This window comes from Streptomyces viridochromogenes (genome assembly GCF_001270495.1).
GTDB classification, from domain to species: domain Bacteria; phylum Actinomycetota; class Actinomycetes; order Streptomycetales; family Streptomycetaceae; genus Streptomyces; species Streptomyces viridochromogenes_A.
Genome location: NZ_LGUR01000263.1, coordinates 1 through 18,657, shown reverse-complemented (window position 1 = coordinate 18,657; position 18,657 = coordinate 1). Strand labels below are relative to the sequence as shown.

Genomic DNA, 18,657 nt, shown 5'->3' with positions numbered 1-18,657 from the left:
GCACCAGCCACTCCTGCCAGAAGCCGAAGACTGCCGTGTTGGATTTGTAGGCACCTCGCGAAGGTAGGCAGTACTCACAATTCGCGCATGAGTACCCGTACTTACGGCGTCAACTACGGTGCCGACCACATGGTCGGGCCCTATACGACGGTCGAGCAGGTGGACAAATCCCGCCCCTGTCCCCCACCCGCCACCGGCTCCGGCGAACCCTTCGCGGGTGCCGACGACTGCGCGATGAAGGCGCCGACCAGGACGATCGCACCACCGATGATCTGCGGGGCGGAGAGGTGCTCGCCGAGCAGGACCCAGGCCAGGACGGTCGCGATGACCGCTTCGAGACAGGCGACCACGCCGGCGACCTGCGGCGAGAGCCGGCGGACGGAGACCACGCCGGTGACGTAGGCGACGACTGTCGCGACGAGGACGATCCAGGACAGCAGCAGAGGGGCCGCGACGGGGGTGCCGTTCATGTGCGCGGTGCCGCCCAGCACGGACCAGTCCATCGTCCAGGGGCGGGCCACGAGGGTGAGGACACCGGTGCCGACCAGGAGGCCGTACGCGATGACGCCGAGCGGATCGGGGGCGTCGGCGCCGGAGTCGCTGCCCTGGTCGGACAGCACGAAGTAGCCGACCTGGCAGCAAGCGGCGCCGAGCGCGAGAAGCAGGCCGACCGCGTCGAAGCTCAGCCCCGACCAGACCTCGACGACACAGGCGAGCCCCCCGACCGCGAGGATGACACCGAGTGCGGCGGCGGGCGTGACGGGCCGCCGCTGTACGAACCGCACCCAGCCGAGCACGAGCGCGGGGGCGAGGTACTCGACGAGCAGCGCCACCCCGACCGGGATACGGGATATCGAGGCGAAGTAGAAGGCCTGTACGCCGGCCACGCCCAGCAGTCCGAACCCGGCGAGCAGGGCGGGTCGGCGGCGCAGCAGCGCACGGTGGCGCACGGCGAGCGGCAGCATCACGAGGGCGGCGCCGGCCACGCGCAGCCACACCACGTGGAGCGGATCCAGCCCCGCCTCGATCAGCGGCTTCGCCGCGACACCGGACCCTCCGAAGGCGATCGCGGAACCCAGCGCCAGACCCAGCCCGACACCCTTGCCCCGGCCGACCCCACTACTTTCAGACATGCGCACCGGCACATGATGACAGGCGACGACATGAGCGTCATCCCCGATGACACCTGTCTCGCCGAGTGGACAGAGAGGCGGCTACAGGCAGCGATCGCGAGGTGGGTCTAGCGAGCCGTTTCGCCGTCGGCCGCGTACTCGTCACGCCACTCGTCACGTCGCTCGTCACGTCGCTCGCCGCTTCGAGCGTCGATCCGGGCGAGCAGCTCGTTCGCGTCGATGCCGGCGCGGGCGAGCACCTCGACGGCGCGGGCCTGCGGGTCCGCCACGATCGCCGCGAGCAGGTCGATGCCCCCGGCCCGCGCGTCGCCGCGGCGGGCGGCGCGTCGGCAGGCGTCCTCCATCGCGCTCGCGGCCAACGGCGAGTAACCCTCGCCGTCCCTCACCACGGGTACGGCACCGGAGTCCTCGACGGCGCCCTGCCAGCGCAGGCCGTAGCCGATGGTGCGTTGCACGAGGTAGCCCAGCAGGCGGGCGATCTGGGGGCCGTCGCCGAAGACGGCGTACACATCACGGTCGTGCTCCAGCAGCGAGTGCAGCAGATGGGCCGTGTCGATCTGCCGGTCCCCGTCCCTGACCGCCCGGCGGCGGGCACCCGAGACCACCGCTGCCAGCTCGTCACTGAGCCTGGCATCGTCCGCGGCGGCAGGGTGCCGACAGTCCTGCTCCTTGGCCGACTGCCGGGGAATACGGCGTTGCACATCTCCTACCCCATCAACCACTGCGAGCCGCGTCATCCCCGGGAGGAAGCATTTTGGCGTCCCACACAGAGTGGACCCCGCCGGCCGATATCTCCTCCTTACGGATGAGATCACGCCGAAAGCCCCCGAGGGGCGTGCGCCGCCTTGCCGTGCGCCGCGTACGCAACCATGGCGCCCCGTCTGACGTCCCACAGGGACATGGAGAGCAGGTGCTGGCTGGTGGCGCTGCCCGCCGTCGACGGCAGGCAGTACGTCTACCGGGTGTACGCCCCGGAGGACGCCCTGCTCGCCGACCTGTTCTGGGAGGCGTGGCACTGCCATGACGAGAGCGCGTTCCCGCGCGCGTGGGATCTCTTCGACGCCGCGGTGATCCGGCTGGTGGGCTGAGCCGCACGGCCGACCGGCGGCCCGGTCGGCGGGTTGGCAGGTGGGCGGGTTGGCAGGTGGGCGGGTTGGCAGGCGGGCGGGTTGGCAGGCGGGCAGGGAGCCGCGCTCACGTCTCCACACTTTCTGACGGCTCATCAGTATTGAATGTTCCAGGCCCCCCGGCTACGTTCCGCGACACCGTAGCCCGAGACGAAGGGGTGGTCGCATGGCCGAAGTCAGCGCGGAGTCACGTATCGAGGCGCCGGCCGAGAAGGTCTGGGCACAGCTGACGGACTGGTCGGCGTACGGGCAGTGGAACGCGACCCACACCAGCTTTCCGGGCGGCGGCCCCACGGCCCTCGAAGTGGGCGGGACCTTCCAGGAGAACATGAAGCTGATGGGGTTCCCGGCCGAGGTCGAGTGGACCATCGAGGAGCTGGAGCCGGCGCGGGTGCTCGCGATTCGCGGCAAGGGTCCGATGGCGGTGACCGTGGCCACGCGCTACACGCTGACGCCGGAAGGCGGCGGCGCCGACGCCACGTCGGTCCGTATCGACGGGGAGTTCACGGGTGCGGCCGTCTCGTTGATGGCGGGCAAGCTCAAGGATTCGGCCACGGCGGCACTGAACGAGTCGCTGCGCAAGCTGGCGGGCCTGGTGACCTGACCGGCCTCAGCGCACACACCGAACCGCAACACCCAGAACCTCACGACCAGCACCCCCCCGCACACACAGAGCGAACCGCACACAGAACGAACCGCACACACGAAGGGCGCCCCGCGGATCAGCCCACGGGGCGCCTTCACTCAGGGCGGCGAGGCCGCCGACCCGACTCAGTCCTCATCGGCGAGGATGAGGTACAGCCTCTTGCGGGCGTCGTTGATGACGGTCAGCGCCTTCTCGCGCTGCTCCTTGCTGCCCGTCTTCCAGACCTGCCCGAATGCCTCCATCAGACCGAAACCGGCCTGCCGGATCTCACCGAGGGCCTCCCAGTCGACACCGCGGGAGGCTTCCTCCCAGGGCGCCTCGGGCCCGGCTTCGGCCGCCTCGCGGCCCGCCTCCGTGAGCGAGAACAGCTTCTTGCCGCCTTCGCTCTCACTGGCGATCAGCCCCTCGTCCTCCAGCAGCTGGAGGGTGGGGTACACCGAGCCGGGACTGGGCTTCCACGCCCCGCCGCTGCGCTCGGCGATCTCCTGGATCATCTCGTAGCCGTGCATGGGGCGGTCCTTCAGCAGGGCGAGGATCGACGCGCGCACATCACCGCGCCGCGCCCTCCCTCGCGGTCCACCCCGGCCGCCCTTCGGCCCCCAGGGGCCGGGCCCGAACCCAGGCCCACCGAAACCGCCGGGGCCGCCCGGCCCGAAGGGCCCGAAAGCAGCGCGCAGCCCCTCGAAGCCGCCTCGGCCGTGATGACCGTGTCCACCATGCCCACGCTCGAATCCATGGGAACGCATCGCAATCACTCCATTCCATCGTTGATCTGTCGCGATGCGTCAACGATATATCGGAACAGTTCGCATGACAAGGCCGGCCGGCACTGAGGGGTGATCGACGCACTGACAGGTCTCGTTAGGATCTCCTGATCATGGACGTGCTGACGGGGAACGAGATGATCGCCATCCCGCCGGGGCAGGTGACGCTGTCGGACCGGCGGACACAGCGCAGTTGGTCGGTCGAACTTGCGCCTTACCAGCTCGCGGCATCCCCGGTCACCCAGGCGTTGTACGCACAGATCGCAGGCCAGCGGCCGAGTACCACCCCTGGGGACCAGTTGCCCGTCGAGTGCGTCTCCTGGTGGGATGCGGCGCGGTTCTGCAACGCGCTGTCCCGGTGCGCCGGCCTCACGCCCGCGTACCACTTCCGTGCCGAGGCCGAAGATATCGAGTGGGACGCGTCCGCCGACGGGTATCGACTGCCGACCGAAGCCGAGTGGGAGCACGCCTGCCGTGCCGGGACGACCGGGCCGCGCTACGGGGAGCTCGACGAGATCGGCTGGTACCGCGGCAACTCGCACGAGCGCATCCACGAGGTGGGCGGCAAACGCCCCAACTCGTGGGGGCTTTACGACATGCTCGGCAACGTCTGGGACTGGTGCTGGGACGTCTACGACGCCGAGGTCTACGGCGCCTACCGGGTGCTCCGTGGCGGTGGTTGGTTCGATGAGCACTGGAGTTGCCGGGCCTCCGCGCGGCGCCGCAGCCACCCGACTTTCCAGGTCGACGACGTGGGATTCCGCGTCGCGCGTTCCGTCGTGCGCTGATCTACGTCGTGTGCGAAGGCCCTGTCTCGGCGAACCATGACAGGGGCTGGGGGGACCACTTGGGCAGCGAGATCGCCGAGTCTGCGGCCCGGCCCGCGCGGGGTCGATCTGGCGATAGCGTGATCCTCATGACGGCTGAAGACGAGGCCCTGGTCGGCGGGATGGTGAACGCGGGGGCGGTCTTGCGCCGGGGGGAGTTGGTGGAGCGACCGGCACCGCGCAACGCGCGTGCCCTGCATGCCTATCTCCTTGCGCTGAAGGAGCACGGCTTCGACGCGGCGCCGGCCCCTGTCGGTCTCCCCGCGGATGGCCGTGAGCAGCTGACTTTCATCCCTGGCGACGTGGCTCTGCCGCCGTTCCCGGACTGGGCGATGACGAGCTCCGCCCTCGAATCGGTGGGGAGCCTGCTGCGGCGTCTGCATGAGACCAGCGCGGCCGTCGCGGTCGACACCCGTGCCGAGTGGCCCCCGGACCTCGCCGACCCGGAGGGGGGAACGATGTTGTGCCACAACGATGTGTGCCCGGAAAACGTCGTCTTCCGCGACGGTCGTGCCGCGGCCCTGATCGATTTCGACTTGGCGGCCCCGGGCCGTGCCCTCTGGGACATCGCCATGACCGCCCGCTATTGGGTGCCCATGCTCGATCCCGGGTCCGCGGCCGCTCTCCATCCGCCCGGGCTGGATGCGGCCGCACGACTGCGGATCCTTGCCGACAGCTACGGCCTCCCGGCGGGGGACCGCGCCGAGTTGCCCGGCGTCATCGAGCAGGCCACGGAGGTCTGCCGGGCCTTCGTCGCCCGCCGCGTGGCCGGCGGAGACCCCGTCTATCTCCAGGCGTTGGCCGAACGTGGCGGATGGGAACGCTGGGACCGCATGCGGACCTGGCTGGTGGACCACCGCAAGGCGTTCACGGCTGCCCTGCTGAACTGACCGGCCCGGATGTTCGAGGACAGACTCACAAGAGCATCGCCTTGCATTGGCGGTATGCCTTCTCGGCGCCGACGCACTCGGGCTGCGCAGCGTGTGGGTGGCGGACGGACGCGACTGGACCGGCGACTCCTTCCGGCCCACTCATGTCGCTCAGGACGTCGCCTCGGCGATCGACCACGCCATCACCACGCCCCGGCAAACCTCCCGGCAAGCACCCCGACACATGCCGCGACATACTCCGCCGCAGGAGTGGGCGACAGGGCGCGACGGCCTGCGCCGCCTCGACCCGAAATCGGTCCAGCACCCCCGAATTGGCCTTGGTCGTCCCGGCCCCCGCACCCCTAGCGTCGACGTCATGCGGATTCGAATCGTCGACGCCTTCACCGACCGTCCCTTCGCCGGCAACCCGGCCGGGGTCCTGCTGCTCGACGCCTTCCCGGCGGACGACTGGCTCCGGAACGTGGCCAGGGAGGTCAACCACGCCGAGACGGCGTTCGCGCACCGGCTGCCCGAAGGCGGTGCGGCGGACTGGGCGTTGCGGTGGTTCACGCCGGTCGCCGAGGTCGCGATGTGCGGGCACGCCACGCTCGCCACGGCCCATGTGCTGCACAGCACCGGCGCCCACGAGGGACCCGTACGGTTCGCCACGCGCAGCGGCGTGCTCGTGGCCACGCCCCGCGAGGACGGCTCCCTCACCCTCGACTTCCCGACCGCACCGCTCACGCCGGTCGAGGTCCCGGAGGGCGTCACGGAGGCCCTCGGTGCCGAAGCGCGGGTCGCCTTCGACACCGGCCCGAACGTCGGCGACCTGCTCCTCGAACTCGGCGACGAGAAGACGGTCCGCGCCCTGTCCCCCGACCACAGGGCTCTCGGCTCCTACTCGGAGCGCGGCATCATCGCCACCGCCCGCGCCGAGGACCCGGCCCGGGGCTACGACTTCGTGTCCCGTTGCTTCTTCCCGAACGTCGGCATCGACGAGGACCCGGTCACCGGCAGCGCCCACACGGCCCTCGCCCCCTTCTGGTCCGAGCGCCTCGGCAGGGCCGAACTCACCGGCCTCCAGGCCTCCCCCCGCTCCGGTCGCGTCCGCACGGAGCTGCGCGGCGACCGCACGCTGCTGAGCGGCCGCGCGGTGACCGTCATCGACGGAGAGCTGATCGCCTAGAGCTCGCGCCCGGCGGGCAGGCGGCCCCTCGAAGAGGCTCACGCCGTCGGCAGCCAACCCACCTTCCCGGCCAGCAGCGCGTACCCCACGAACGCCCCTATGTCGAGCAGGGAATGCGCCACGACCAACGGGCCCACGCGGCCCCAGCGTCGGTACAGATAGACGAACACCACGCCCATCGCCATGTTGCCGAGGAAGCCGCCGATGCCCTGGTAGAGGTGGTAGGAGCCGCGCAGTACGGAACTGGCCACCAGTGCGGTGCCGGGCGTCCAGCCCAACTGGCCCAGGCGGCGCAGCAGATAGCCGACCACGATCACCTCTTCGAGGATCGCGTTCTGCATCGCCGACAGGATCAGCACCGGGTACTTCCACCACACGTCGGGCAGCGCCTCGGGCACCACGGTGAGGTTGAAGCCGAGCCCGCGGGCGGCCAGGTAGAAGGCGATTCCGGTGCTGCCGATCACCGCCGCGATCGCCGCTCCCCGGCCGAGGTCCGGCCAGGGCCGGGTCCGGTCGAAGCCGAGGGTGCGCAGGCTCTGCCCCTCGCGCAGCAGGAAGTGCGCGACGAGCGCGACGGGGATCAGGGCGGTGGTGATCCCGAACAGCTGCCAGGCGAGATCCAGCCAGGGGCGGCCCGGCGCGGCCGAGGCGTTGAGCGTGGCCGCCTGGTCCTTGAGGCCACCCGGTTTGGTGACCGAACCGACAAAACTGATCAGGGCGGACACGCCACTCGCACCGAGGGAAAGCCCCAGAACGAGCAGCGTCTCATCGCGGAAGATCCGCCGTGAGGGCCGCTCGTGCGGAAAAGATTCGGCCATGGGGCCTGCCTCGCCCTGCACACCTGCCTCCAGTTGAGTCTCCGTACGGGTCGTACCGCTCCCTTGCCTGCCATACGGCCGGACTCCGGCACGGGGTTCAGCAGGGCAACAGGGCGGGCACCACCGTCATGGGACGTCACAGCTTGCCCGATCAGTATGGGGCGGGCGCCGGCGACCCCCGTCGACGCGGCCCCCGTCGACGCGGCCCCCGTCGACGGACACGCCGTCGTACGGTCGCCCTGGCCGACGGGGCTGACCGACCCCGGCGTTTCGCCCTCTGCCGCCCACCGGCCTGCGAGCCGTCACCCCAGCGGCACAGGCTCCAGCAACCCCACGGGCCAGGTGTGGACCGGATCCCCGCGGTGCATCAGCTCGCGGTACCGGCGGGTCGTGGCCGCCAGGGCAGCGTCCCGGCTCAGGCCCGCCTCCAGTCCCTGGTGGAAGGTGGCCGCCTGCCAGGACGCGCCGTTCATGCGCCTGCGGCACCGCTCCTCGATGACGCCGAGGTAGAGGTCCCGGTCGGCGCGCTCGACGCCCCACGCGTCCAGGCCGGCCTCGGCCAGCGGCAGGAGTTCGTCGCGGACGAGGCTCACCGCGTCGACCTCCGTCGTGCCGCCGTACCGTCCGCGCCGCGGCCAGCGCAGCCGTGCGTCGATGCCGTGCTTGCACGCCGCGTCGAAGTTGGCGGCCGCCGCCTCGAAGGGCAGCCGGGCCCACACGGGCCGTGACTCCTCGGCGAGGGCACGGACGACGCCGTAGTAGAAGGCCGTGTTGGCCATGACGTCCGTGATGGTCGGTCCGGCGGGCAGGACGCGGTTTTCGACGCGCAGGTGCGGGACGCCGTCGGCGATGCCGTAGACCGGCCGGTTCCAGCGGTACACGGTGCCGTTGTGCAGGACGAGTTCGGCGAGCGACGGTGTGCCGCCGGCGTCCAGGACGTCGAGCGGGTCCTCGTCGTCGCAGATCGGCAGCAGGGCGGGGAAGAACCGCAGGTTCTCCTCGAAGAGGTCGTACGCCGAGGTGATCCACCGCTCCCCGAACCAGGTCCGCGGCCGCACGCCCTGGGCCTGGAGCTCGGGCGGGCGGGTGTCGGTGGACTGCTGGAACAGCGGTGGGCGCGACTCCCGCCACAGCTCGCGCCCGAAGAGGAACGGCGAGTTGGCGCCGACGGCGACCTGCGCGGCGGCGACCGCCTGGGCCGCGTTCCAGACGTCGGCGAAGCGGCCCGGGGTGACCTGGAGGTGCAGTTGCACGGAGGTGCAGGCGGCCTCGGGGGCAATGGACCCCGAGGTGCACGTCAGATGCTCCACGCCGTCGATGTCGAGCGTGAAGTCCTCGCCGCGGGCGGCCACGATCTGGTCGTTGAGGAGGGTGTAGCGGTCGACGGCGGAGAGATTCGAGGAGACCAGGTCGTCCCGGTCGAGCGTCGGCAGAATGCCGATCATCACGATTCCCGCGTCGAGCTCACCGGCTTTTCGGTCGGCATATGCCAATGACGTACGGAGTTCCTCCGCGAGCTGGTCGAATACCCGCCCCTGAAGGCGGTGTGGAGCTATGTTCACTTCCAGGTTGAACATGGCGAGTTCTGTTTGGAAATCTCGGCTCGCGATCCGCTCCAGCACCTGCATGTTCAACATTTTCGGCATGCCGTCGGCGCCGGTGAGATTCAATTCGATCTCCAGCCCCATGAGGTTCTTGGGGCGGTCGAACCGCTTCTCCTCCAGCAGCCGCTCCAGGCCCGTCAGACACCGCCGCAGCTTCTCGCGGTAGTGCTGGCGATCGGACAGATCGAACCGACCTGCCACGACCTTCTCCCCCATCGAAGCTTCCCTCCTCGGATGGGCGGACCGAGTAACGGCGGCCGCCGGTCTCCCGGGTCAGGTGGGATGATGCCCAGCCGAAGCGATCGATAACGTCCCGCCTCGGCCCGTCACCCACTACGCTGTCGGACGTGACCGGCGGCACATTCACCAGGCATGGAGCACGGCGCAGTTGCGAGCTCCTCACGAACTCGTGAAAAACGCCGACGAGAATTGGCCGACCGCACCCGGGGTATTTTTCGAGGTCATCGCCGTATGATCGGTCGGCACTCGGGACGATTCCCACATATCACCGGCCGAATGAACCCTTGCCGGGTGCACCGAAATCGGCTAGATGAAACATCGTCTGAACACTCGTCGTATAAACTCCGCAATCAAGGCAGAGGGTTGGCGCCCACGGTCCCAGGACCTGCCGTCACGTGACGTGCGGCAGGCCCCGCTCACCCCCCTCGCGCTTCCCGACCCGGCCCCCGCCTCTCTGACCTCCGTGAGCAGACAGCGCTGTCCGCCCCCGCCACGCCCTCGCGCCACCGGCTCTCCGAATGAGAGGCGACCCACCATGCCGCTGCATGTTCCCCCGGCTCCCGCGCCCGCACTTCGCTCCGTCCTCACCGCCCTCGGCTCGCCCACCGCGGTACGTGAGGCCCGAACGCCCACCCTGCGTGCCGCCCAGGGGCCCGCCACACCCGAACTCCCACTGCCCGTGCACGTCCTGGACGAGCTCACCCCGGCGGGCGTGACCGCGACCCGGCTGACCGGCTGGCGCTTCCTGATCCGCTGCGGGGAACGCGCGGTGGCCGCGGCGGAGACCCGGCTGACGCCCGACGGCTGGGCGTTCTCGCACTTCTTCGAGGGCCCCTACATCGCCTCCACCGAGCGGGCACTACAGCAGGCCGAGACGATAGGCCAGCCCTATCAGCCGCGCCTGCTGTCGTTCCCCGGCCTCTACATGCTCACCCTGTGGCTGCACGGCGACTGCACCGCGGACGCCGCCACCGGCCACCCCGCGGCCACGGACATCCTCGTGCCGCTGGCCCCGGCCCCGCCCGGTATCGCGGCCCACCTGCCGCTCCGGGTCGCCGAGCTGCTCCCGGTGCTGACCCATCGTGCGACGCCGGCCCCGCTGCCGCCTCTGCCTCCCCTGCTCGGTTCCCCCGCCTGACGGCGCACCGCGCGGGTGCCTCGTACCCCGCCGCCCCGTTCCGGGCGGCGGGGTACGCCGCTGTTCGCGGTGGGATGCCGTTCACCGCGGGATTGGGCTCGTATCGCACAACAGGAAATCGAGCCGCGCGAACACGCAATGATTTCGCTCGCACGAGCGACAATACGCTCGAACGAGCCCCGCAATACCTCCGGGCCACCCGGACTAGCCCCATCCGACCACTGCGAACCATCCGAAGTGACAGTGGAGTTGGGATGAACCGCCCGCGCCCGCGATGCGTCATCAACCTGTGAGAAAGCGGTGCTGCGAAATCCCTGCGGATTGACGCCCGTGGGGCAACACTGGGTTCCGACCGACTAATAACAACGGGGGGCGGCCATGAACGAAGCTTCACGCCGCGAAACAGACACGATCACCACCGCAGACACGACAGTCACCTCACACATCACAACAGAGCGAAAGATCCCCTCCATGTGCCAGCACCAGCCACCGTGCCCCTCAGCCGACTCCGCCGACCGGGAATCCGCCCGTCTCGTGGCGCACCACCCGGAGCAGGGATGGAGCCTGTTGTGCAACGGTGTTCTGCTCTTCGAGGACACCGGTGAGCTCCTGCCGGACGGCCAGATCATCGCCCCGCACCGTCCGCTGGACACCGGCAAGGTGATGACCGCCGCATAGCGCCACCACCGGGCGGAGTGACGAACGCCCGGAGTACTCCCAGGGGCCGGTCGCAGACCTGACTGCGAGCCGGCCCCCACGTGCGTCCGGGGACGGTCACTGACCGTAGCGGACCCTTACTTCAGCGCTTCCCGCAGCGCGAAGTACGCCGGCTTCGGGCGCAGCTGCTCGTCCCACGGCAGGGCCGCGCCCTCGCCCGGGAAGAACGCCGGGATCCAGCTGTACTTGTCCGTGTAGTCCCAGACGGTGATCCCCACACACCGCCGCACCGCCAGGCACGCCTCGGTCATGTCCCGGTACCAGTCGGCCTGCTGGGCCAGCTTCTCGTCGGTCGTGGGCAGCAGCATCCGTACGTCGACCTCGGTGAGTGCCGTGTCGAGGCCGAGCCGGGAGAAGCGGCGGAGGTTGTCCTCCAGCGTGGCCGGATAGCCGTACTGGAGCGCCAGATGGGCCTGGAGGCCGAAGCCGTGCAGCGGGACGCCCTGGGCCTTCAACTCCTTGGCCAGCCGGTAGTAGGCGTCGCTCTTCGGGCCGACCGCCTCGACGTTGTAGTCGTTCAGGTACAGCCTGGCGCGCGGGTCGGCCTCGTGGGCCCAGCGCAGGGCGTCGGCGATGTAGCCGGGGCCGAGCGTCTTGTAGAAGATCGTCTCGCGGTACGTGCCGTCCTCGTTGAACGCCTCGTTGACGACGTCCCACGCGTAGATCTTGCCCCGGTAGTGCCGTACCTCGGTCTGGATGTGCTTCTTCAGTACGGCCCTCAGCTCGGGCGCCGTCCACTCGCGGCCGGTGAGCCAGCCCGGCAGCTGGCTGTGCCAGACGAGGGTGTGGCCGCGCACCTTCTGGTGGTGGGCGCGGGCGAGGTTCACGATCTCGTCGCCCTTGGAGAAGTCGAACACGCCCTGCTGGGGCTCGGTGGCGTACCACTTCATGCCGTTGCCCGGCGTGATCTGGTCGAACTCGCTGCCGAGGAGCGCCTTGTACGGCTCGTCGACGAGTTCGGGGTTGTCGGTCGCGCTGCCGAAGTAGCGGCCGTGGCGCTGGGCGAGGTCGGCGAGGGTGGGCGGCTCGGGCCGCGCCTGGGCGGGCGAGCCGGCGCCGATCCCGGCGGCGACCAGGAGCGCGGCGAGAGCGCCGACGAGTCTGAGACGGTTCCTGCGCATGGTGCGACTCCTCACGTGTCGGATGTGTGGGTAGCCGTACGTCCGCCGGTGCGCGTCACCCCTTGGTGGCGCCGGCGGTGAGGCCGCCGACGAGCTGGCGCTCGGCGACGGAGTAGAAGGCGAGGGCGGGGACCATGGCCAGCACCAGGTAGGCGAAGACGCGGGCGTAGTCCGCGGAGTACTGGCCCTGGAACTGCTGGACGCCGATGGGGATGGTCCACCACGTGGAGTCGGTGAACACCAGCAGGGGCAGGAAGAAGTTGTTCCAGCTGGTGACGACGGCGAGGACCGAGACGGTGCCCAGCGCGGGCCGTGCCATCGGCAGCAGCACGCGCCAGAAGAACCCGAAGGAACTGCATCCGTCGAGGGTGGCCGCCTCCTCCAGCTCGCCCGGGATCTCCCGGAAGAAGCCGCGCAGGATGATGATGGTCATCGGCAGCCCGAACGCGGCCTGCGGGAGGATCACGCCGAGCGGGTTGTCCAGCAGGCCCAGGGAGCGCAGCAGCAGGAACAGCGGGAGCGCCGCCACCGCGAAGGGGAACATCAGCCCCATCGTGAAGAGGGTGAACAGCGCCTCCCGTCCCCGGAAGGCGAAGCGCGCGAAGGAGAACGCCGAGAGCGCGGAGACGGCCACGACCAGGACGGTCGTACCGATCGCGATCAGGGTGCTGTTGCCGATCAGCCGCCAGAAGTCGCCGGAGCCGAGGATGTCCGTGTAGTTGCCGGCCACCCAGGACTCCGGCAGTCCGACCGGGTTGCGGGAGAGCTCGTCGGTGGACTTGAAGCCGGACAGCACGGCGTACAGCAGCGGCACCACCATCATCGCGCCGACCACCGCGAGGATCACGTGCAGCGGCAGGTTCTTCCCGTTCCTCCTGCCGGACCCGGCCGTCATTTGGCGCCTCCCCGCATCGTCGTGGTGGCTCCCTGGAGATCGCGGCGGAGCACGAACCGCTGGTAGGCGAGGGCGAAGACGAGGCTGATGCCGAACATGGCCACGCTGATCGCGCTGGCGTAGCCGACCTGATAGCGCTTGAAGCCGTACTGGAACATGGTCACGGCCATCGTCTCGGAGTGATGGTCGGGGCCGCCCGCGGTGGTCACCCAGACCAGGTCGAAGAGCTGGATCGACCCGATCACGGACAGGAACACGCTGATCCGCAGAGTGGGCGCGAGGAGCGGCAGGGTGACACTGCGGAAGCGCTGCCAGGCGCTGGCGCCGTCGATCAGCGCGGCCTCGGTCAACTCCCGGGGGATGGACTGGAGTCCGGCCAGGTACAGCATCATGTGGAAGCCGAAGTACTTCCACGTCATGACCAGGAAGAGGGTGGCCATCACCATGGACGGATCGGCGAACCACTCGCCGCCGAGCCCGTCGAGACCGATGCCGCCCAGGATCCGGTCGGCGAAGCCGTCGTCGGGCGCGAAGATCATGCCGAACAGGACGCCGGTGATCGCCTCGGAAAGGACGTACGGCCCGAAGAACAGCATCCGGTAGAAGGCCCGTCCGCGCAGCTTCTGGTTGAGCAGGACGGCCATGGCGAGCGCGAACGGCAGCTGGATGGCGAGCGACAGCACGACCAGGACCAGACAGCGCCACAGGTCCCGGAGGAAGACGGGGTCCTCGAAGAGCCGGGTGAAGTTGTCGGCGCCGACGTAGTCGGACGGCATGCCGAAGCCGCCCCAGCGGAAGAACGCCGCGTACAGGGCGAACAGCATCGGCAGCAGCACCAGCACGAGGAAGAGCACCAGGGCCGGCACCTGGAAGCCGACCGCGGTGAGCCAGTGCAGCGCGCGCCGCCGGGCCCGCCCCCGGGCCGCACCGGCGGACGGGGGCGGGACGTCGGCGTCGGGGCCGGTCCGCTTGTCCGGCAGGAACGTGGAGGTCATCGCCGGCTACTGCTCTTCCTTCGCGGTCTGCGTGATCGACTCGGCGACCTGCTGAGGGGACCTGGACCCGGCGATGAGCGCGGCCACGCTGTCGTTGACCTCCTGGCCGACCGCGGGTGCGTACGCCTGGTCGAGATAGAGCTGGAACCCGGTGGCGGCCTTCAACTGTGCCTGTACAGCCTTGATGTTGGGGTCGGCGATCGCGCTCTCCGCCGCCGGGACCACCGGGAGGACGCCGGTCTTCTTGACCAGCTCCACGTCCGTCGCCTCGGAGGCGAAGAACTTCAGGAAGTCGACAGCGGCCTGCGGGGCGCCGCTGCGCAGGGCGTGTCCGCCGCCCCCGCCGAACACCTCGGTGATCGCGCCCTTGCCGCCGTCGACCGCGGGGAACGGGAAGAAGCCGAGGTCGTCGCCGAGACCCTTGCCGCTGTCCGCCTGGACGACCGGGGCCCACTGGCCCATGAGTTCCATCGCCGCCTTGCCGTTGCCGACGGCCGCGGCCTGGCCGGTGGGGGTGGAGTACGCGGCGCCGAGGAAGCCCTTCTGGAACGGCTGGAGGTCGACGAGCTCCTGGAGATGCTGACCGGCCTGGACGAAGGGGTCGCCGGTGAAGTCCTTGTCGTCGTACGCCTCCTGAAGGGCGGAGGCGCCCGCGGTGCGCATCGAGAGGTAGGCCCAGTAGTACATGCCGGGCCATTTCTCCTTGCCCGCGAGGGCGAGCGGGGTGGTGCCCTTGGCCTTCAACTTCCGTACGGCGTCGAGGAATTCGCTCCATGTGGTCGGCGGCCCGGCTATGCCCGCGTCCTTGAAGAGCGCCTTGTTGTACCAGAAGCCGATCATGCCGATGTCGAACGGGATGCCGTACACCTTCTCGTCGAGGAGGTACGGCTCCTTGGCGACCGGCAGCAGGCCGTCGGCGAAGTCCTTGGTCCGGTCGGTCAGGTCCTCGACGAGCCCGGCGTCGACCTGCTGCTTGAGGACACCGCCGCCCCAGGTATGGAAGATGTCGGGGAGCTTGCCGGAGGCGGTCAGCGCCGTCATCTTCGATTTGTAGGCGTCGTTCTCCAACTGGACGATCTTTACCTTCACCTTGGGGTTCTGGGCCTCGAACTTCTTGGCCAGCGCCGCCCAGACGCTCTTCGTCGGCTCGGTGGTGGAGATGTTCCACCACTCGATGGTCGTCGTGCCGTCCGACGACGCTCCGTCCGAGTCGCCACCGCAACCGCTCAGTGCCGTCATGCCCACACCGGCCGCGGCGGAGGCCGCCAGGAAGCCGCGGCGGGACAGTCGCGGGTCGCCCATCATGCGCTCCTCGAAAGTTTCGGAGTTACTCCAGAAAGCTGCGTTGCTGCCGCACCCTAGAGACAGCTCCCAAACGGTGGCAACCCCTTGTACGCGGTCAATCTGCCGGTGACTGTCAGGACGGAGTCAGCCGTTGGGGAGTGAGCGAAACATTCGATTCGGTTGGCGAACCTTACGCGGCGGCCTACAGGCCCACGTCACGGCTGCGGATGTCCTCCAGCGACTCGCGGCGGATCAGGAGCCGGGCCAGGCCGTCGTCCACGGCGACCACGGGTGGGCGGCCGACCAGGTTGTAGCCGGAGGCCATGGACAGGTGGTAGGCACCGGCGGCCGGGACGGCGAGCAGGTCTCCGGGGCGGATGTCGGCGGGGAGTTCGACGTCGGCGGCGACGATGTCCCCCGCCTCGCAGTGGCGCCCCACCACGGTCACCCGGGCCGGGTCCGCGGTGCTGTGGCGGCCCACCAGCCGGGGTGCGTAACGGACCCCGTACAGGGCGGGCCGGGGGTTGTCGCTCATGCCGCCGTCGACGGCGACGTAGGTGTGCGCTCCCGTGCGCTTGACGGCGAGGACGTGGTAAAGCGCGATGCCTGCCGGACCCGCGATCGCCCGCCCGGGTTCGATGATGAGGCGGGGCACCGTGAGCCCCGCCGCAGCGCACGCCCCGGCCAGCTCCGCGCGCACCCCGCGGGCCAGCGCGGTGAGGTCCAGGGCGGGTTCGCCCGGGCGGTAGGCGATGCCGTGGCCGCCGCCCAGGTCGAGTTCGGGCAGGACCAGGCCGTGCTGTTCGTACAGCCGGGCCATGAGGCCGACCATCCGCCGTACGGCGGCGACGTAGGGCTTGACGCCGGCGATCTGGGAGCCCAGGTGGCAGTGCAGGCCGGTGAGTTCGAGCTGCGGCTGGTCCAGGATCCGGGCGATGGCGTGCTGCGCGTAGCCGTCCGGGATGGACAGGCCGAACTTCTGGTCCTCGGTGCCGGTGCGGATCTTCTCGTGCCCGCCGGCGCTGACGCCGGGCACGACGCGGACCATCACCTTCTGGTGACCGTCAGGCCCGACCGCCGCGGCCAGCCGGGCGATCTCCGACGGGCTGTCGATGACGATACGGCCGACCCCCAGGCGCAGGGCGGTGTCCAGATCGCGCGGGGACTTGGCGTTGCCGTGCAGCACGATCCTCTCCGGCGGGAAGCCGGTGGTGACCGCGAGCTCCAGCTCACCGGCCGAGCAGACGTCCAGGCCGAGGCCCTCCTCGGCCACCCAGTGGGCCATCGCCCGGCACAGGAACGCCTTGGCCGCGTAGAGGACTTCGGCCTCGGGGAAGGCGTGCCGGTAAGTGCGGCAACGCTCGCGCACCTCGTCCTCGTCGATGACGTAGACGGGCGTACCGAAGCGGTCGGCGACCTCGGCGAGCGGCACCCCGCCGACGGTGAGTTCACCGCGTCGGGGCTCTGCGGCCGAGGCCGGCCACACCGAGAGCGCGTCGGCCGGGGCGGTGACCGCGGGTTCGTGAACGGTGGTCATCGTGGCTTCCCCTCCCTCAGCCGATCCACAGGGCCGGTACGGCCGAGGCCGGGGCCGGGAGGAGGGCTGGGGCGAGGGCTGGGGCGAGGGCCGGGGCTGGGACCAGGGCCGGGGCTGGGGCGCAGAGCTGGGGGTCCACCGTGACGGTGGTGACGCCGAGCGGTGCCGTCAGGGCGCGCAGGGCGGGCTCGGCGAGCCTGACCCAGGGCTGGTCCGGGCCGAGGGTCGCGGTCAGTCGCCGCCGCGAGGTGAACCCCACGGCCGTACGGTCGCCGAGGGGCGTGCGGAAGAGGCGGGCCGCGCAGGCGGCCGGTCCCGGCCGGACCGGAACGTACAGAGGGCCGGCCGGGAACCGATCAGAGGGCTCCGGGTCTTCGTCGGACAGGATGTCTGCCATGGGGTGCCTCCGGGAGGATCCGAGTGGATCGGGCGAGTGCCTTGACGGCCCCGGACGCGGGGAGGCGGACCGGGGCTCGCCACTGACGCTATGCCCGGCGACCGGGGGTTTCGGACCCCTCATGACGGGATGCTGACGGCGAACGGCCGGACGCTGACGGGATGCTGACACCGACAGCTGACATGGAGAGCCGACACCGGATGCGGGCACCGGATGCTGACACCAGGGCCTGCGACAAGGGTGTTGAGGGGCGCGGGACGGCCCGGCAGATCGAACCCGCTACGAGGCGACCGCGGCCGCAATCCCCGGCTCCGGATTCCGCCCCCGCGCCCTGCGCAGGCTCAGCACCATGGTCAGCCCGCCGCCCGGTGTGTCCTCGGCGTTGATCGTGCCGCCCATCGCCTCGGCGAAGCCGCGGGCGACCGCGAGTCCGAGGCCCACTCCGGCGCCGCGCGGGGCGTCGCCGTAGCGCTGGAATGGCTCGAAGATGCGTTCCTTGGCCTCGTCGGGGACGCCGGGGCCGCGGTCCACCACGCGGAGCTCGACGCGGTCGGCGATGGCGCTCGCGGAGACCAGGACCGGCTCGTCCTGGCGGCTGTACTTGACGGCGTTCTCGACGACGTTGGCGACGACGCGTTCCAGCAGGCCCTTGTCCACGGAGACCATCGGCAGTGTCTCCGGTACGTCCAGCTCCACGCTGTCCTCCGGCACCCCGCCCAGCGCCATCGGCACCACCTCGTCGAGGTCGATCTCGCGGATCAGCGGCGTGACGGTGCCCGTCTGGAGGCGGGACATGTCCAGCAGGTTGCCGACCAGGTGGTCGAGGCGGTCGGCGCCCTCCTCGATCGCCTCCAGCAGCTCTGCCTCGTCCTCCTGCGACCAGGCAGCGAGGAGACCGCCGCCTTGATGCCGGCGAGAGGCGTACGGAGGTCATGGCTGACGGCGGCCAGCAGTGCCGTACGGATGCGGTTGCCCTCGGCCAGTTCCTTGGCCTGGCCGGCCTCGTGCCGCAGGCGTTGGCGGTCCAGTACGACGGCGGACTGCGCGGCGAAGGCGGCGAGCACCCGGCGGTCCTCGGCGGGCAGCACCCGGCCGGTCAGCGCGAGGGCCATGTGGTCGCCGACCGGCATGTCGACGTCCGCGTCCTCGGGGTTGCGGCAGGGACGAGGGCCCACGCTGCCCGCGCGGGTCCACGGGGCGACGTCGCTCTGCCGCTCCAGCAGGGCCACCGACTCCATGCCGAAGGTCTCACGGACGCGTTCGAGCAGCGCCTCCAGGCTGGTCTCACCGCGCAGCACGTTGCCGGCGAGGAAGGAGAGGATCTCCGACTCGGCGCGCAGCCGGGCCGCCTGGTGGGTG

The 18,657-nt window shown here is 70.3% G+C and carries 18 protein-coding genes and 1 pseudogene; 7 read left to right on the top strand and 12 right to left on the bottom strand.

Going from position 1 to position 18,657, the window contains the following annotated elements:
• Positions 1-140 precede the first annotated feature (140 nt).
• A complete protein-coding gene (locus ADK36_RS43165) occupies positions 141-1,133 on the bottom strand; it encodes an EamA family transporter (protein ID WP_234330094.1) in 993 nt (330 codons plus the stop codon).
• 107 nt (positions 1,134-1,240) lie between these two features.
• A complete protein-coding gene (locus ADK36_RS43160) occupies positions 1,241-1,834 on the bottom strand; it encodes a Clp protease N-terminal domain-containing protein (protein ID WP_048586245.1) in 594 nt (197 codons plus the stop codon).
• 198 nt (positions 1,835-2,032) lie between these two features.
• Between ADK36_RS43160 and ADK36_RS48565 the strand changes: the two genes are divergently transcribed.
• Positions 2,033-2,221: a hypothetical protein gene (locus ADK36_RS48565; protein ID WP_053215237.1), complete on the top strand. Its 189-nt coding sequence runs from the start codon at positions 2,033-2,035 to the stop codon at positions 2,219-2,221.
• A 205-nt stretch (positions 2,222-2,426) separates the two neighbouring features.
• Entirely contained in the window at positions 2,427-2,864 is a 438-nt protein-coding gene (locus ADK36_RS43155) for a type II toxin-antitoxin system Rv0910 family toxin (RefSeq protein ID WP_053201513.1), read from the top strand.
• Between the two features lie 167 nt (positions 2,865-3,031).
• Here the strand turns inward: ADK36_RS43155 and ADK36_RS43150 are convergent, their stop codons facing one another.
• Positions 3,032-3,652 carry a PadR family transcriptional regulator gene (locus ADK36_RS43150; protein WP_063776956.1) on the bottom strand — a complete coding sequence of 207 codons (621 nt, stop codon included), beginning with the start codon at positions 3,650-3,652 and terminating at the stop codon, positions 3,032-3,034.
• 131 nt (positions 3,653-3,783) lie between these two features.
• Here ADK36_RS43150 and ADK36_RS43145 point away from each other — a divergent pair, with 131 nt between their 5' ends.
• From ADK36_RS43145 to ADK36_RS43135, 3 genes are all read left to right on the top strand, one after another.
• Positions 3,784-4,458, top strand: coding sequence for a formylglycine-generating enzyme family protein (locus ADK36_RS43145; protein WP_048586242.1), 675 nt, complete (start codon positions 3,784-3,786; stop codon positions 4,456-4,458).
• A gap of 128 nt (positions 4,459-4,586) precedes the next feature.
• Positions 4,587-5,387, top strand: a complete 801-nt coding sequence (locus ADK36_RS43140; protein ID WP_048586241.1) for a phosphotransferase — start codon at positions 4,587-4,589, stop codon at positions 5,385-5,387.
• Positions 5,388-5,742: 355 nt separating this feature from the next.
• Positions 5,743-6,552 (top strand): PhzF family phenazine biosynthesis protein, encoded by an 810-nt coding sequence (locus ADK36_RS43135; protein ID WP_048586240.1) that lies wholly within the window; start codon positions 5,743-5,745, stop codon positions 6,550-6,552.
• A gap of 38 nt (positions 6,553-6,590) precedes the next feature.
• Here ADK36_RS43135 and ADK36_RS43130 read toward each other — a convergent pair whose 3' ends face one another.
• Positions 6,591-7,370, bottom strand: a complete 780-nt coding sequence (locus ADK36_RS43130) for a CPBP family intramembrane glutamic endopeptidase (protein WP_234330093.1) — start codon at positions 7,368-7,370, stop codon at positions 6,591-6,593.
• Between the two features lie 302 nt (positions 7,371-7,672).
• A complete protein-coding gene (locus ADK36_RS43125; RefSeq protein WP_053201511.1) occupies positions 7,673-9,190 on the bottom strand; it encodes a glutamate-cysteine ligase family protein in 1,518 nt (505 codons plus the stop codon).
• Between the two features lie 559 nt (positions 9,191-9,749).
• Here ADK36_RS43125 and ADK36_RS43120 point away from each other — a divergent pair.
• Positions 9,750-10,352: a hypothetical protein gene (locus ADK36_RS43120; RefSeq protein WP_048586237.1), complete on the top strand. Its 603-nt coding sequence runs from the start codon at positions 9,750-9,752 to the stop codon at positions 10,350-10,352.
• Positions 10,353-10,823: 471 nt separating this feature from the next.
• Positions 10,824-11,030 (top strand): DUF5999 family protein, encoded by a 207-nt coding sequence (locus ADK36_RS43115; protein WP_053201508.1) that lies wholly within the window; start codon positions 10,824-10,826, stop codon positions 11,028-11,030.
• A 116-nt stretch (positions 11,031-11,146) separates the two neighbouring features.
• On the opposite strand, the gene ADK36_RS43110 is transcribed toward ADK36_RS43115, so the two are convergent.
• From ADK36_RS43110 to ADK36_RS50845, 7 genes and pseudogenes are all read right to left on the bottom strand, one after another.
• A complete protein-coding gene (locus tag ADK36_RS43110; RefSeq protein WP_053201504.1) occupies positions 11,147-12,190 on the bottom strand; it encodes an endo-1,4-beta-xylanase in 1,044 nt (347 codons plus the stop codon).
• Between the two features lie 55 nt (positions 12,191-12,245).
• Positions 12,246-13,085 (bottom strand): carbohydrate ABC transporter permease, encoded by an 840-nt coding sequence (locus ADK36_RS43105; protein ID WP_048586235.1) that lies wholly within the window; start codon positions 13,083-13,085, stop codon positions 12,246-12,248.
• Positions 13,082-14,080 carry a carbohydrate ABC transporter permease gene (locus tag ADK36_RS43100; protein WP_048586234.1) on the bottom strand — a complete coding sequence of 333 codons (999 nt, stop codon included), beginning with the start codon at positions 14,078-14,080 and terminating at the stop codon, positions 13,082-13,084. The genes ADK36_RS43105 and ADK36_RS43100 overlap by 4 nt, the downstream gene beginning before the upstream one ends.
• Positions 14,081-14,086: 6 nt before the next feature.
• Positions 14,087-15,382 (bottom strand): extracellular solute-binding protein, encoded by a 1,296-nt coding sequence (locus tag ADK36_RS43095; protein ID WP_048586263.1) that lies wholly within the window; start codon positions 15,380-15,382, stop codon positions 14,087-14,089.
• Positions 15,383-15,566: 184 nt separating this feature from the next.
• Entirely contained in the window at positions 15,567-16,901 is a 1,335-nt protein-coding gene (gene lysA / locus ADK36_RS43090; RefSeq protein ID WP_053201502.1) for a diaminopimelate decarboxylase, read from the bottom strand.
• Positions 16,902-16,917: 16 nt separating this feature from the next.
• Positions 16,918-17,298, bottom strand: coding sequence for an SAV_915 family protein (locus tag ADK36_RS43085; protein ID WP_053201500.1), 381 nt, complete (start codon positions 17,296-17,298; stop codon positions 16,918-16,920).
• Positions 17,299-17,577: 279 nt separating this feature from the next.
• Positions 17,578-18,657, bottom strand: a pseudogene (locus ADK36_RS50845) (sensor histidine kinase); the annotation flags it as partial.